General features: G+C 65.5%; 14 protein-coding genes. 10 read left to right on the forward strand and 4 right to left on the reverse strand.

Features of this window, described 5'->3' with window-relative positions; translation table 11 throughout:
* The first annotated feature begins 18 nt into the window (after positions 1-18).
* The 7 genes from AC6CH3_RS19360 (at position 19) to AC6CH3_RS19390 (ending at position 5715) form a co-directional block, all read left to right on the forward strand.
* Complete coding sequence (locus AC6CH3_RS19360; protein ID WP_498133964.1) at positions 19-1791, forward strand: dihydroxyacetone kinase family protein; 1773 nt, start codon at positions 19-21, stop codon at positions 1789-1791.
* On the forward strand, positions 1788-2258 hold the full coding sequence (locus tag AC6CH3_RS19365) for a ribose-5-phosphate isomerase (protein WP_498133965.1): 471 nt from the start codon (positions 1788-1790) through the stop codon (positions 2256-2258). The genes AC6CH3_RS19360 and AC6CH3_RS19365 overlap by 4 nt, the downstream gene beginning before the upstream one ends.
* Positions 2242-3090 carry a triose-phosphate isomerase family protein gene (locus tag AC6CH3_RS19370; protein WP_498133966.1) on the forward strand — a complete coding sequence of 283 codons (849 nt, stop codon included), beginning with the start codon at positions 2242-2244 and terminating at the stop codon, positions 3088-3090. Before AC6CH3_RS19365 ends, AC6CH3_RS19370 begins: the two co-directional genes overlap by 17 nt.
* A complete protein-coding gene (locus AC6CH3_RS19375; RefSeq protein WP_498133967.1) occupies positions 3087-3884 on the forward strand; it encodes a sugar phosphate isomerase/epimerase family protein in 798 nt (265 codons plus the stop codon). The genes AC6CH3_RS19370 and AC6CH3_RS19375 overlap by 4 nt, the downstream gene beginning before the upstream one ends.
* Position 3885: 1 nt before the next feature.
* A complete protein-coding gene (locus AC6CH3_RS19380) occupies positions 3886-4746 on the forward strand; it encodes a phosphogluconate dehydrogenase C-terminal domain-containing protein (protein ID WP_498133968.1) in 861 nt (286 codons plus the stop codon).
* 125 nt (positions 4747-4871) lie between these two features.
* Positions 4872-5204 carry an ArsR/SmtB family transcription factor gene (locus tag AC6CH3_RS19385; RefSeq protein WP_498133969.1) on the forward strand — a complete coding sequence of 111 codons (333 nt, stop codon included), beginning with the start codon at positions 4872-4874 and terminating at the stop codon, positions 5202-5204.
* Positions 5205-5217: 13 nt separating this feature from the next.
* Positions 5218-5715, forward strand: coding sequence for an SRPBCC family protein (locus AC6CH3_RS19390; RefSeq protein ID WP_498133970.1), 498 nt, complete (start codon positions 5218-5220; stop codon positions 5713-5715).
* A gap of 90 nt (positions 5716-5805) precedes the next feature.
* On the opposite strand, the gene AC6CH3_RS19395 is transcribed toward AC6CH3_RS19390, so the two are convergent.
* The 4 genes from AC6CH3_RS19395 to AC6CH3_RS19410 all read right to left on the reverse strand — a co-directional run bounded on the left by AC6CH3_RS19395 (position 5806) and on the right by AC6CH3_RS19410 (position 10322).
* Positions 5806-7122: an ATP-binding protein gene (locus AC6CH3_RS19395; protein WP_498134005.1), complete on the reverse strand. Its 1317-nt coding sequence runs from the start codon at positions 7120-7122 to the stop codon at positions 5806-5808.
* Between the two features lie 398 nt (positions 7123-7520).
* Complete coding sequence (locus AC6CH3_RS19400; protein ID WP_400580631.1) at positions 7521-7724, reverse strand: hypothetical protein; 204 nt, start codon at positions 7722-7724, stop codon at positions 7521-7523.
* Positions 7725-8035: 311 nt separating this feature from the next.
* The gene (locus AC6CH3_RS19405) at positions 8036-9208 is read right to left on the reverse strand and encodes a Glu/Leu/Phe/Val family dehydrogenase (protein WP_498133971.1); all 1173 of its coding nucleotides are present in this window, start codon (positions 9206-9208) and stop codon (positions 8036-8038) included.
* Positions 9209-9398: 190 nt separating this feature from the next.
* Positions 9399-10322, reverse strand: coding sequence for a LysR family transcriptional regulator (locus AC6CH3_RS19410; RefSeq protein WP_498133972.1), 924 nt, complete (start codon positions 10320-10322; stop codon positions 9399-9401).
* 281 nt (positions 10323-10603) lie between these two features.
* Here AC6CH3_RS19410 and AC6CH3_RS19415 point away from each other — a divergent pair, with 281 nt between their 5' ends.
* From AC6CH3_RS19415 to AC6CH3_RS19425, 3 genes are read left to right on the forward strand one after another with little or no spacing between them, the layout of a single operon-like run.
* Positions 10604-11386, forward strand: a complete 783-nt coding sequence (locus AC6CH3_RS19415) for an amino acid ABC transporter ATP-binding protein (protein ID WP_498133973.1) — start codon at positions 10604-10606, stop codon at positions 11384-11386.
* A gap of 7 nt (positions 11387-11393) precedes the next feature.
* The gene (locus tag AC6CH3_RS19420) at positions 11394-12032 is read left to right on the forward strand and encodes an amino acid ABC transporter permease (protein WP_498133974.1); all 639 of its coding nucleotides are present in this window, start codon (positions 11394-11396) and stop codon (positions 12030-12032) included.
* Positions 12029-12682, forward strand: coding sequence for an amino acid ABC transporter permease (locus tag AC6CH3_RS19425; RefSeq protein WP_498133975.1), 654 nt, complete (start codon positions 12029-12031; stop codon positions 12680-12682). The genes AC6CH3_RS19420 and AC6CH3_RS19425 overlap by 4 nt, the downstream gene beginning before the upstream one ends.
* Positions 12683-12706: the final 24 nt, after the last annotated feature.

Consider the following 12706-nt stretch of genomic DNA (forward strand, 5'->3'; position numbering starts at 1 on the left):
TAGGCCCAGGAGCTTCCCATGACCCGCCTGTTCAATGAACCCGCAGCGTTTGCTGATGAGATGATCGAGGGCTTTGTTGCCTCGCACGGCCGGTGGGTGCGGCGTGTCCCGGGCGGCGTGGCCCGCAGCACGAAGAGCACCCCGGACACCGTGACACTGGTGATCGGCGGCGGCTCCGGGCACTATCCGGCGTTCGCCGGGCTGGTGGGCCAGGGCCTGGCGCACGGCGCCGCGATGGGCAACCTGTTCGCGTCCCCCTCCGCCCAGCAGGTCTACAGCGTGGCCAAGGCCGCCAATAATGGGGCGGGCGTGCTGCTGGGTTACGGCAACTATGCCGGGGACGTCCTGCACTTCACCCAGGCGCAGGAGCGCCTGCGCAAGGAGGGCATCGACTGCCGCAGCATCGCCGTCACCGACGACGTCTCCTCCGCTCCGCTGGAAGAGCGTGCCAAGCGCCGCGGCATCGCCGGGGACCTGACGGTCTTCAAGGTCGCGGCCGCTGCCACCGAGGCCGGCTACGGCATGGACCGCACAGTCGAAATCGCCGAACGCGCCAACGACCGCACCCGTTCCTTCGGCGTCGCGTTTACCGGCTGCACGCTTCCCGGGGCCGAGAATCCACTGTTTTCCGTCCCGGAGGGCCGGATGGCCGTGGGGATGGGCATCCATGGCGAGCCGGGCATCGGCGAAACGGATATCCCGACGGCGGATGAACTCGCCGAGCTGCTCGTGGGCAAGCTTCTCACCGAGGTGCCCGACGGCCTTGACCTCAGCGGCGCGAGGGTGGTCCCCATCCTGAACGGCCTGGGCAGCGTGAAGTACGAAGAGCTCTTCGTCGTGTACCGCCGGGTCGCCCAGCTCCTGGCTGAAGCCGGCCTGGAAGCCGTGGACCCGCAGGTGGGAGAGCTTGTCACGAGCTTTGACATGGCCGGCACCTCGCTGACGTTGTTCTGGCTGGACGAGGAACTCGAAACGCTCTGGAATGCCCCCGCGGACGCCCCCGCGTTCCGCCGCGGCGCGGTCACCGCCCAGAAGCTTGATGCCCAGAAGCTCGACGCCGATGAACTGGCCTCAGGCGTCGTGGAGGCCGCAGCGATTCCGGACGCCACCGAGGACTCCCGCGGCGCAGCCCTCCGCGTCCTGGCCGCCCTCGGGGCGGCGAAGGCCGTGATCGATGCCAACGTTGAGGAACTCGGCAGGATCGATGCGATCGCCGGAGACGGGGACCACGGCATCGGCATGGAACGCGGCGTCTGGGCCGCCGTCGAGGCCGCTGCCGCCGCCGTCGGCCGCGGAGCCGGCGCCGCCACCACACTGCACCTGGCAGCGGACGCCTGGGCCGACCGGGCCGGCGGCACCTCCGGTGCCCTGTGGGGCATGGCGCTGCGGGCGGTCGGCGATGCGATCGGGGACAGCAACGCACCCGACGGCGGCGCCGTCGCCACCGGTGTTGCCGGTGCCGCGTCCGCGATCATGGACTTCGGCAAGGCCAAACCCGGCGACAAGACCCTCGTCGATGTCCTGGTCCCGTTCCGCGACGCCCTCGCCGCCGGAGTGAATGCCGGGCAGTCCCTCACTGATGCCTGGGGCGCCGCGGCCACCGCAGCGCAGCAGGCCGCCGACGACACAGCCAACCTGCTGCCGTTGATGGGCAGGGCCCGCCCGCACGCCGAGAAGAGCCTCGGCACCCCGGATGCCGGCGCCGTATCGATGGCGCTGATCGTCCGCGCAATCCACACCACTTTCCTCGAGGCGAAAGCCGCAGCAACCACCACTAAGGAGAACGCATGAGCGCCAAACTGCGCCTGGTCATCGGAGCCGACGACGCCGGTTTCGAGTACAAGGAAGCCCTGAAGGCTGACCTGGAGGCCTCCGATCTGGTCGAGTCCGTGACCGACGTCGGAGTGGACGCCACGAGCCACACCCCGTACCCGTCCGTGGCCATCGCCGCCGCCGAACTTGTCGCCGCCGGCAAGGCCGACCGCGCCCTGCTGGTCTGCGGCACGGGTCTGGGCGTGGCGATCGCCGCGAACAAGGTCCCCGGCGTGCGCGCCGTCACCGCGCACGACAGCTTCTCCGTCGAGCGCTCCGTCCTGAGCAACAACGCCCAGGTGCTCACCTTCGGCCAGCGCGTGGTGGGCCTGGAACTCGCCCGCCGGCTCGCCAAGGAATGGCTCACCTACACCTTCGACGAGTCTTCGGCCTCCGCCGAGAAGGTCACGCTGATTAAGGACTACGAAGGTGTCACTTCCTGCTAATTCCCTCACCACGGGTGAGGCAGGAGCAATCCGGCCGCGGGCCATCATCGGCGTCAGCCTGAAGATGTACTTCGGCTACGGGCGCACGCTGGAGTGGTGCCGGGACGTGGCCGGCATCGCCGCCGCACATCCGGCCGTCCGCAGCGGCGACATCGAACTGTTCGCCCTGCCCGCCCACCCGGTCCTGCCCGAAGCGGCAAGGATCCTCGCCGCCGCCGGGGCCGGCGCCGGCGCCCAGGACATCTTCTGGGAGGACGAAGGCGCCTTCACCGGAGAAGTCAGCGGCAAAATGGTGGCCGAAACCGGCGGCCGCTACGCCGAGGTGGGCCACGCCGAACGGCGCCGCATCTTCGGCGAGGACGACGACGTGATTGGGCTGAAGACCGCAGCGGCCTACCGCAACGGACTCACCCCCGTCCTGTGCGTCGGCGAACCCGCCCGCGGCACAGCATCGGACGCCATCAGGTACTGCATCCGGGAAATCGACGGTGTGCTGAACCGTGCCGGAAGCCTGGCAGGCACCGGGCGCACCATCGTGGCCTACGAGCCGCAGTGGGCCATCGGGGCACCCGAACCGGCCGCTCCGGAGTTCATCAGCGAGGTCATCACGGGCCTGGACGCGCACCTGCGCACCCGGGCTGCCGGCACTGACACAGGCCTGGAGGACAGCAGGGTCATTTACGGCGGCAGCGCCGGCCCCGGCCTCATCACCCGGCTCGGCCCCGCCGTCGCCGGCCTGTTCCTGGGCCGCTTCGCCCATAACCCGGCAGCCGTCAGGGACATCCTGGACGAGACCGCCGAGCGGCTGGGCCTCATGGAGGTAGCAGCATGAGCCGAATTGGCCTGAGCAGCTACGCGTTCTTCTGGCAGCTATCGGACAAGGTCAGCAAGCCGCTCACGATCCACCAGGCACTGGAACGGACGGCGGCGATGGGCGTGGATCTCTTCCAGATCTGCGACTACGCCCCGCTCGAGGCGATGACCGATGCCGAGCTCAAGGAGGTCCGCGCCACCGCGGACTCGCAAGGGATTGACCTGGAGCTCGGCACCAAGGGCATCCGCCCGGAGCACCTGCGGAAATTCCTGCACATCGCCGGGATCCTGGGCGCACCGCTGCTGCGGACCATGTTCAACGTCCGCGGGCACACCCCCGGCGCGGAGGAGGCCGTGGCGATCCTCAAGGACGCGCTGCCGGAGTTCGAGGCAGCCGGAGTGAAGATCGCGGTGGAAACCTACGAACAGGTCCCCACCGCCCGGATCCTTGAGGTCATCCGCCGCGTGGACAGCCCGCACCTCGGTATCTGCAGCGACCCCGCCAACACCGTCGCGGCACTGGAGATGCCCCGTGAGGTGATTGACGCCGTCGCCCCCTACGTCCTGAACATGCACATCAAAGACTTTGCGTTCAGCCGCAAGGAGGGATGGGTCGGATTTACATACTCCGGCGCGCCCCTCGGCGAAGGACTTCTCGACTACGACTACATGGCCCGGAAGATCCAGCCCCAACAAAGAAACATCAACCAGATCGTCGAACACTGGCTGCCGTGGCAGGACACCGAGGACGAAACCATCCGCCTCGAAAACCAGTGGACCCAACAAAGCATCGATTTCCTAAGGAGCAAATGAAATGTCAGCAGAAAAATTGACCGTCGCCGTCATCGGAGCCGGAGGCAAAATGGGGATGCGCGTTTCCCGGAACCTCCAGAAATCCAGCCACACCGTCTTCTACAGCGAAAACTCGCTGGCGGGCCAGGACCGGGTCCGCGCCGAGGGCCGTGAGATCACCGCCACCGACGACGCCGTCAAGGGCGCCGACGTCGTGATCCTCGCCGTCCCGGACACCGTCCTGGGCGTTGTCTCCGAAGGCGTGGTTCCGCAGATGAAGTCCGGCGCCATCCTGCTCACCCTCGATCCGGCTGCCGCTTACGCCGGCCTGCTGGCCAAGCGCGACGACGTGGTCCAGGCGGTGGCCCACCCGTGCCACCCGTCCGTGTTCCTGGAGCGCACCACCAAGGAAGAATGGGCCGACACCTTCGGCGGCCAGGGAGCCCCGCAGAACGTCGTGGCCGCAATCGACGAGGACGCCCCGGAAGCAACCAAGGCCGCGGCCGAGGCCACCATCCGCATCATCTACGCCCCCGTCATCGACGTCCACTGGGTCACCGTGAAGCAGCTCGCCATCCTCGAACCCACTTTGGTTGAGACCGTGGCCTGCATGATCGGCACCCTGCTCAACGAGGCACTCCACGAGACCGTTCACACCGCCGGCGTGCCCGAGGAAGCAGCCAAGGCGATGCTGTTCGGCCACGTGCAGATCGCGCTCACCAACGCCCTGCGCGGTTCCAACCCGTTCTCCGAGGCATGCGAAATCGCCATCCAGTACGGCAAGGACACCATCATCAAGGACGACTGGAAGAAGATCTTCGACGACTCCGAACTCGACGGCGTCATCGCCAAGATGCTCAAGCTGGACGCCGTCAAGCGCTAAGCTGCGGCTCGTTCTGTAGAGGCAAGAGGCCGACGGCGGGGATTCCCGCCGTCGGCCTCTTGTCGTTGCGGGCGGGAGGAAATTGCCATTGACACCCTTCCCCGACGGGAATATCCTACAACCAAATGGTTGTAGATCAGATGGGCGATGCCGAACTCGACCGCCTCTTCCAGGCGTTCGCCGACGCCACCCGCAGGGACATCATGCGCCGCGTGGTTGTGGGCGAATACTCGGTGTCCGGCCTCGCCTCCCTCTACGCCATGAGCTTCGCCGCCGTTCAGAAGCACGTGGCGGTGTTGGAGCGCGCGTCCCTGGTGACCAAGGAGAAGCGCGGAAGGGAGCAGATCGTGCGGGGAAACCATGAAGGCCTGCAAAAAGCCCGCCGGCTGCTTGATGAATACGAGGCGATCTGGCGGCAGCGCGTCGGGCGGATCGCCGACATCCTGGCTGAAGAATAGGAAGGGTCCGGCAATGACCGTTATCAGTTCCACGAAGAATCCCGAGACGCTGAGCTTCACCCTCGTGGCCGAGTTCGACGCCGACGTCGAGCGGGTCTGGCAGATCTGGGAAGATCCGCGCCAGCTGGAGCGCTGGTGGGGTCCGCCCACCTGGCCGGCCACGTTCAGCAAGCACGAATTCACCCCGGGCGGAGAGGCCAGTTACTACATGACCGGCCCCGAAGGTGAGAAAGCCGGCGGCTGGTGGCGCATCACCAGCATTGATGCCCCCAACCGCCTCGAGTTCGACGACGGTTTCGCCGACGACAACGGCGCGCCGGACGAGGCCATGGGCACAACCCATGCGACCGTCACGCTGGAGGATATCGGCGGCCGCACGCGGATGACCGTCCGGTCCACCTTCGATTCCGAAGAGCAGATGGAAGAGATGGTCAAGATGGGCATGGAGGAGGGCATGAAGGAGGCTGCCGGCCAGATCGACGGCCTCCTCGCCGAGCACTCCCGCGCCTGAGCCGTAAGGGCTGCAGCAACGCACAATGCAAGAGAACGACGGCGGGAAGGTCCCGCCGTCGTTCTCTATTTCCGGTCTTTGGCCACCCGCTTAGACCCGCGCAATGCGTTCGATGTCTTCCAGGAAGTCCCTGACGACCGGTTCGGTGACCGTGGCACGGGTCCCTTCGATGGCCTGTAAGTAGGCGCTGGTCGTGAGGATCTGCTCCTCCGGTACGGGCTGCGGCGCCTGCACCGCGTGCTCGAGGGCCTGCTGGGAAGCTTTCCTGGCCGCAAACTCGATATCCGCCGGGGAGAACCGCTCACTGGCAAGGGCCAGGGCGTCCAGGTCGATCTGCGGGGACACGGCTGGCGGGATGTAGCGGTTCCAGATGGCCCTGCGGGCGTCCAGGTCCGGCGGGCCGATCGGAATGACGTAGTCGAAGCGGCCGTGGCGGAGGAAGGCCTTGTCGAGTGAGCGGATGAAGTTGGTGGCGCAGATCAGCAGTCGGCCTTCCTTTTCCCGGAATGCCGGGATGATCTTCAGCAGTTCGTTGGTGACCCCCTGGAGCGCAGACGACGCTTCCCCCGTGCGGGCGGCGGCTATTTCTTCGACCTCATCGATGAACACGACGGCGTGCTCGAGGCGGCTGATCTCGAGGAATATCTGCCGCAGGGCACCGGCGAGACCCTGGGGATCGGAGGCGAGCCGGGAGGGGAAGACTTCGACAAAGGGCCAGTCGAGGCGGGAGGCAACTGCCTTGGCGAAGGTGGTTTTGCCCGTGCCCGGAGGCCCGAACAAGACTACGGAGCGCGGCGGCGTGACGCCCAGGGACTTGGCGAGTTCCGTGCGCGCCAGCGGCAGGATCAGCCGCTGTTCGATCAGCGCCTTTTCGCGCTGCATGCCGGCCAGCGCCTCCCAGAGCCCGTGGGGGAGGAGGCGGCCACCCAGCTGGCTCAGCGGCCCCATCTCGCGGGGTTGCAGCGGGATGGTCCGCTCAAAGTAGTGGAGGTCCTCCTCCACTCTGTACTCGCTGTTGCGGAAGGCGCGGACCCTGGTTTCCGAGGCCGGCAGGAGCGCCGAGATCCGCCGGATGCCCTGGCTGGTGAGCCGGTCTTCCATGCCGGCGAGGAGGGCGCTCCCGAGCCCCTGGTCCCGCCACTCCCGGTCCTGTGCGAGCAGCACCATCCAGGCGCGGCCATCGTGGATTCTGCACGCCGCTGCCCCGACCACCCGTCCCTCCCGCACGGCGACGACCCCCACGCCGTTGGAGCACGCGTCGATGATCTCGGAGAGGCTGTAGACGGGGTGTGCGCCGGGTGTCCTGGAATCCTGCCAGACGCCGATGAGCTGGTCGAGATCGTCCGAGTGAAAGTCGCGGACGCTCCAAGGGTGGACCGCGGGCCTTCCGGTGGTTGTCGCGGTCATGTCCGTGGCTGTTGTGGCTGTCATCTCAGTCAGTTTCAGGGCAAGCGCAGAAGAAGCATTCCTCCCCGGTGCTGCAGTCAAAGTCCTCCAACGGGAGGACTGGATCGGCCGGGCGCCGCTCCTGCACGTCAGAGGTTTGAGGGTAAGTCAGAGCCGTCATGGGTCCGTCGCCTTCTTGTCGGGGCGGCCGGGCGCCGAAGCTGCGCCAGCCTTCACGTCGTTGTGAATCCTGTCCAGTATGGAAGGGAAATTACATAAGGAAAAGCGATCATATCTGAAGGTTAAAGATTGGAGAAACCAATGACTGGCATGATGGTGCAGCTGCGCTTTGGCCGACTTCGGGGAACGCGAAAGAACGACGGCGGGAAGCTCCCGCCGTCGTTCTTTGCTGTTGCGTTCTAGCGCGTAACGTCCTCGAAGGTCGGGGCGCTGCGGTTCAGGCTGACCGTGAAGGTGTTGGGCCCGCTGCAGGTTACTGCAATGCTGTGCTTGGGGGCGTTCGCCCTGGCGGACAGGTCCTGCACGACGGTGTCCAGTGTGTGGTCGATTGCGGACCGGTCCCAGATCTTCAGCGTTACGGAGTCAGTGGTTTCGAACGTCATTATTCGGTGCCTCATTCGTATATCGGTCATGGGCTTTGCGTCGGCGCGAAGCCCGGAACGGTCAATCCGTGAACGATCGGAGACCTTGGTGAAGCTCAGTTGAGCTCACTGGTTTGGCCTCGTTGCGTCCACCAGGTTGGGTATTGCTGTGCTTCTCAGCCACTGAATATCTACGCGTCAGCATGAACCTCAGGGCCCCGCCGGACGGGAAATCGTGTGCCCGGCTTTCCGTTCCATGATGCCCGGCGCGGCACCGTCGTCTCAAGCTGACGGCGCGTGAGACTGCTCACAGGCCGGGTTTCTGTCCATGTCTACACCAGGACATCGATCGTGTCAGTGGCGGCCTTCGGAAGCTGACGGCGCAGCCGCATGGCTTCCAGGACGCGCTTTTGCGCGAGGCCGTAGGCGGCTTCATGCGGCGTCAGCCCGGCCCGGCTGCTTTCGTCCAGGACCGCAGTGGTGTTGGCCTTCAGCTTCGTGGAAATCATGGTGAAGATGTCGGCAGGCTCCACGACGAAGGGGGAGTACCTGGCGGCCATGGAGTGTGCTGCCGCCACGATGCCGCCGGCATTGGCGATGAAGTCCGGAACTACCGCGATGCCCCGCTCGTGGAGAATCCTGCGGGAGCTGGGGGACGTGGGGAGGTTGGCTCCCTCGATCACGAGCTTGACGTTCGTCGACGCTGCGATGACGTCGTTGACGGTGTCTTCGCGCGCGGCCGGGATCAGGATGTCCGCGTCGGCAGTCAGGGCGTAATCCGCCGGCACCGCAGACCCGTAGTGGTGCACGCAGGCGTCTCCGGTTTCGGCGCGGAGATTCACCAGCTTGTCGATGTCGAGGCCGCCGGAGTCATGGACGGCGCCGGCCGCCGTCGAAACGGCCACGACGGTGGCCCCCAGTGCCACGAGGCGCAGGGCTGCGGCCTGTCCCACCGCGCCGAACCCCTGGATGGAAACCCGCGATCCCTTGAGGTCGATGTTCCGGCTTTCGGCCGCCGCCTCGGCGGCTTCCGCAACGCCATAGCCCGTGACGCCAAGCTGGTCATACGGCAGCCCGCCGAGAGCCCGGGGGAGGCCCGTCGAAGCGCCCCGGTCCCCGAGTTCATCGAGGAAGATTGCGGCGTCTTCCTCGGCCAGTCCCATGTCGAGCCCGAACACATACTCCGCGGGGACTTCATTTGCGAGGGCGCGGGCGAAGGCCCGGAGTATCGCTTCCTTGCTGGGATCGTTGGGGTCTCCCAGGATGCCCGCCTTCGCTCCGCCGTGGAAGAGGTCAACGGCGGCCCATTTCCAGGTCATTGTTCTGGCCAGCCGTGCCACTTCCCCGACCGTGAGGCTGGGGCTCATCCGGGTCCCGCCCTTGCCGGTTCCCCGTGCGGTGTTGTCCAGGACCAGCACTCCACGCATGCCCGTCTTGCGGTCGGAGACGACAACGATCTTTTCGGGGCCCCATTCGTCCATCAGTCCAAACACGTTGTCAGTCACTTTTAGATCCATTCCTGTCTCAAGCATTAGCAGTTGCTAATCAGCTTGCAGGTTCAGTTTCCGCTGGCACCAGACCTACAGAGCCACAGTTGGTGCACCTGGCATAAGCAGTTCTTGCCCTGCTCACGGCAAGCGGCTGGGCCCGCCACCGTGGTGGAAAAGCGGGCGGCAGGAGTCCACGACGGCGGCCCTAGCTGACGGACACCCCGGCGGTCTCACTGGCGGCCGCGGCCGCCGCGGTCTTGAGGGCTGCTACGGCGCCTTCCACCGCCGGGTTCACGGCAGTAGGAGGGTAGAGGGCCACGACGTGCCGGCGGACGTGGAGATCGGTGATATGGGCGGTGGAGATGTCATCCGTGCTGATGTGGCCCAGAGCGGGGATGACCGCGATTCCAAGGCCCGACCGGACGAAGCCCCTGATGACGTCATAATCGTTGCTGCGGAAGTTGATGTCGGGCTCAAAGCCGGCAGCCGCGCATGCACGGCGGAGGGAACGGGCCCCGGGGGTGCGTTCCCCGGTGGATACCCATGACTCGTCTTTTAGTTCCGTCAGCGGGATCTCCTGCCCCTCTACGCGGTGGCCCTTCGGCAGGAGCAGCACGAGATCTTCGCTCAGGAGCGGCGCGGACCTGAGGGCCCTGGGCCAGGAATGGGGGACGAGGTCGTAGTGGTAGACGAGCGCGAGATCCAGGTCCCGGTCCAGCAGCAGGGGAACGAGCTTGTCGGGCTCGCCTTCGTCGAGTTCAATCTCCACGTTTCCGTGGGCCTGGACAAAGGCGGAGAGGGCGAGTGGAAGAAGCTTCTGGCTGGCAGTAGGGAAGCTGCCCAGGCGGACCCGTCCGACGCTGCCCTCGGACATGGCGCGGACCTCGTCCTCAAAGGCGCCAAAGGCTGACAGCACCTCCTGGGCTTTCTCAGCGAGAAACTCGGCAGCGGGCGTCGGTCTGATGCCGTGGGCGTCCCTCTCGAACAGTGACATCCTCACCGCCCGTTCGAGGCTGGCCATCTGTTGTGAGACCGCTGAGCCGGTATATCCGAGTTGGCGCGCCGTCTCGGCGAATGAGCCGGTCCTGAGAACCACAATAAGGGTTCTCAGGTGCAGGGGATTGAGCATACGGCCAGCTAACCCCATCTCCTTCACAAGCGCAAAGGATTCGTCGCGGCTTCGGACAATGCACGGAAGCTGAGGGCAAGTTTTGCTTGCCCTAGGGCCACGATCGGTCATTCTGGGAGCCTTCCACTCCCCGATTCCCTCCGGCATAGTCATCCAGATAAGACGGGCAAATATCGGCCACAGCGTCCAAGCGGAAGGCCCGTTGGTCACCGCTTTGTCTGCCGAAGCCGCCCTGTCCCCACCCATGTATTCCATGCGTCAATCCATAGGAGCACAGCCCAATGCCGCCACATATCCAGGACAAACCCCTGACCAAACCCATGGCCATACAGCTTGATTCTGTTGCCAAGAAATATGGCGACCACACCGTCTTGAACGACGTGTCGCTGTCGGTGCGGGAAGGCGAGGTCACGGCCATGATCGGACCCAGTGGCGCAGGCAAGAGCACACTGCTGCGGTGCATCAACCTGCTGGAGCGTCCGGACACCGGATGCATAACGGTGGAAGGAAGCCAGATCGATGCCAGCACCAACTTCACGGCGAAGGACCTGGCCGCACTGCGGAGGAACGTCGGAATGGTGTTCCAGTCGTTCAACCTCTTCCCGCACCTGAACGTGCTGCGCAACGTCAGCATCGCCCAGGAACGTGTTCTGGGACGCTCACGCAAGGAAGCGGACATCCGCTCCATGAAGCTGCTGGAGCGCGTGGGACTCGCAGATAAGGCCAAGCAGTACCCATCCCGTTGTTCCGGCGGACAGCAGCAGCGCATCGCGATCGCCCGGGCGCTTGCCCTTGATCCGAGGGTGATGCTCTTCGACGAGCCCACCTCGGCCCTCGACCCGGAAGTTGGACTCGAAGTCCTCGCCGTCATGAAGGAACTGGCGGCGGAGGGAATGACCATGGTCGTCGTGACGCACGAGATGCAGTTTGCCCGGGACGTTTCCGATCACCTGGTGGTCATGGCGAACGGGTCAATCCTCGAAGAAGGCGATCCGGACCAGATCTTCACCAACCCGGTGCAGCCGCGTACCCGTGAATTCCTGCGCGCCGTGCTGGAGCGCTGAGGGCCCCATGGACATTTTCCTGACCATTCTTCAAGGCGTCCCGATGACAATCGGGCTGACCGTGGCCGCCCTGGGCATTGGAGCCCTCGGCGGAATCCCGCTGGCGCTGTGCCGCCGTTCCACCATCCCGGGGGTCAGCTTCGTTGCCGTCTCCCTGATCGAAATCCTGCGCGGAATCCCGCCCATCGTCTGGCTCTTCATCATCTACTTCGGCCTCGGCACAGCATTGCCGGTGCTCGATCCGCTCACCTCCGCGATCATCGGCCTGGGACTGATCTCCTGCGCTTACATGGCCGAAATCTACCGGGGCGGCCTCTCCGCCATCACCCGCGGACAGTGGGAAGCCGGGGAAGCCCTGGGTATGGGCAGACAGTCCGTCCTGACGTTCATCATCGGACCCCAGGTCTTCCGCGTCTCCGTTCCGGCCGCGGCAAGCTACGCCATCGGGTTGCTCAAAGACTCGTCCGTGGCCTACACCATCGGTGTTTCCGAAATCGTGTACTTCGCCAATGACCAGTCCCGCCAAAGTTCAGACGCTCTCGGACCGTTCTTCCTGGCCGCACTGGTGTACGTCATCATGACCATTCCCTGCGCCTGGGCTACCCGGGCCCTGGACGCCCGACTGCGGCAGAAAGTAGCACGATGAATATCCTCAGCGACTGGCCCTCCTACCTTCCCGGGCTGCTGGCCGGCCTTGGCATCAGCGTCCAGGTGGCACTGCTAAGCCTGCTCGTCGGTCTTCCCGGCGGCCTGCTGCTGGCCATTGGCGCCAGCAGCAAGAAGAAACTCGTGAGAATACTCATCATCGGCATCGTTGAGGTTGGGCGCGGAACGCCGGCCCTGGTCGTCCTGCAGATCTTCTACTTCGGCCTGCCGGCCAGCGGCCTCACCCTGTCCTCCATGTGGGCGAGTGTTGTTGCTTTGGCGGCTACCACGGCCGCGTACACCAGCGAGATCCTGCGCGGCGGCCTGCAGGCCGTGCCACAGGGTGAAGTGGAGGCAGCCGGCGCCCTGGGCATGAGTCGACGGGACACGCTGCGGTTCATCGTCATCCCCCAGGGCTTCAGGGTGGCCATCCCGTCCCTCATCGGCTTCGCCATCCTGATCTTCCAGGCCACGTCCCTCGCCTACACCGTGGCGCTGCCCGAACTGCTCAGCCAGGCATATTCCATCGGATCCACGACCTTCGACTACCTGAGCGTGCTGGTTCTCGCGGGTCTGATGTACGCAGCCATCACCATCCCCGCCAGCTGGCTCACCGGCAGGGCAGAAAAACGCCTTGCCCGGCACCTCTAAGTCCCCACCCCCCAAGGAGAGAAA

This window comes from Arthrobacter sp. GQ119 (assembly GCF_059759125.1).

Excerpts from the sequence above, each read along its gene's own strand:
- AC6CH3_RS19360 (WP_498133964.1), top strand. The coding sequence starts at position 19 with ATGACCCGCCTGTTCAATGAACCCGCAGCGTTTGCTGATGAGATGATC.
- AC6CH3_RS19365 (WP_498133965.1), top strand. The coding sequence starts at position 1,788 with ATGAGCGCCAAACTGCGCCTGGTCATCGGAGCCGACGACGCCGGTTTC.
- AC6CH3_RS19375 (WP_498133967.1), top strand. The coding sequence starts at position 3,087 with ATGAGCCGAATTGGCCTGAGCAGCTACGCGTTCTTCTGGCAGCTATCG.
- AC6CH3_RS19380 (WP_498133968.1), top strand. The coding sequence starts at position 3,886 with ATGTCAGCAGAAAAATTGACCGTCGCCGTCATCGGAGCCGGAGGCAAA.
- AC6CH3_RS19385 (WP_498133969.1), top strand. The coding sequence starts at position 4,872 with ATGGTTGTAGATCAGATGGGCGATGCCGAACTCGACCGCCTCTTCCAG.
- AC6CH3_RS19390 (WP_498133970.1), top strand. The coding sequence starts at position 5,218 with ATGACCGTTATCAGTTCCACGAAGAATCCCGAGACGCTGAGCTTCACC.
- AC6CH3_RS19395 (WP_498134005.1), bottom strand. The coding sequence starts at position 7,122 with ATGACCGCGACAACCACCGGAAGGCCCGCGGTCCACCCTTGGAGCGTC.
- AC6CH3_RS19400 (WP_400580631.1), bottom strand. The coding sequence starts at position 7,724 with ATGACGTTCGAAACCACTGACTCCGTAACGCTGAAGATCTGGGACCGG.
- AC6CH3_RS19410 (WP_498133972.1), bottom strand. The coding sequence starts at position 10,322 with ATGCTCAATCCCCTGCACCTGAGAACCCTTATTGTGGTTCTCAGGACC.
- AC6CH3_RS19415 (WP_498133973.1), top strand. The coding sequence starts at position 10,604 with ATGCCGCCACATATCCAGGACAAACCCCTGACCAAACCCATGGCCATA.
- AC6CH3_RS19420 (WP_498133974.1), top strand. The coding sequence starts at position 11,394 with ATGGACATTTTCCTGACCATTCTTCAAGGCGTCCCGATGACAATCGGG.
- AC6CH3_RS19425 (WP_498133975.1), top strand. The coding sequence starts at position 12,029 with ATGAATATCCTCAGCGACTGGCCCTCCTACCTTCCCGGGCTGCTGGCC.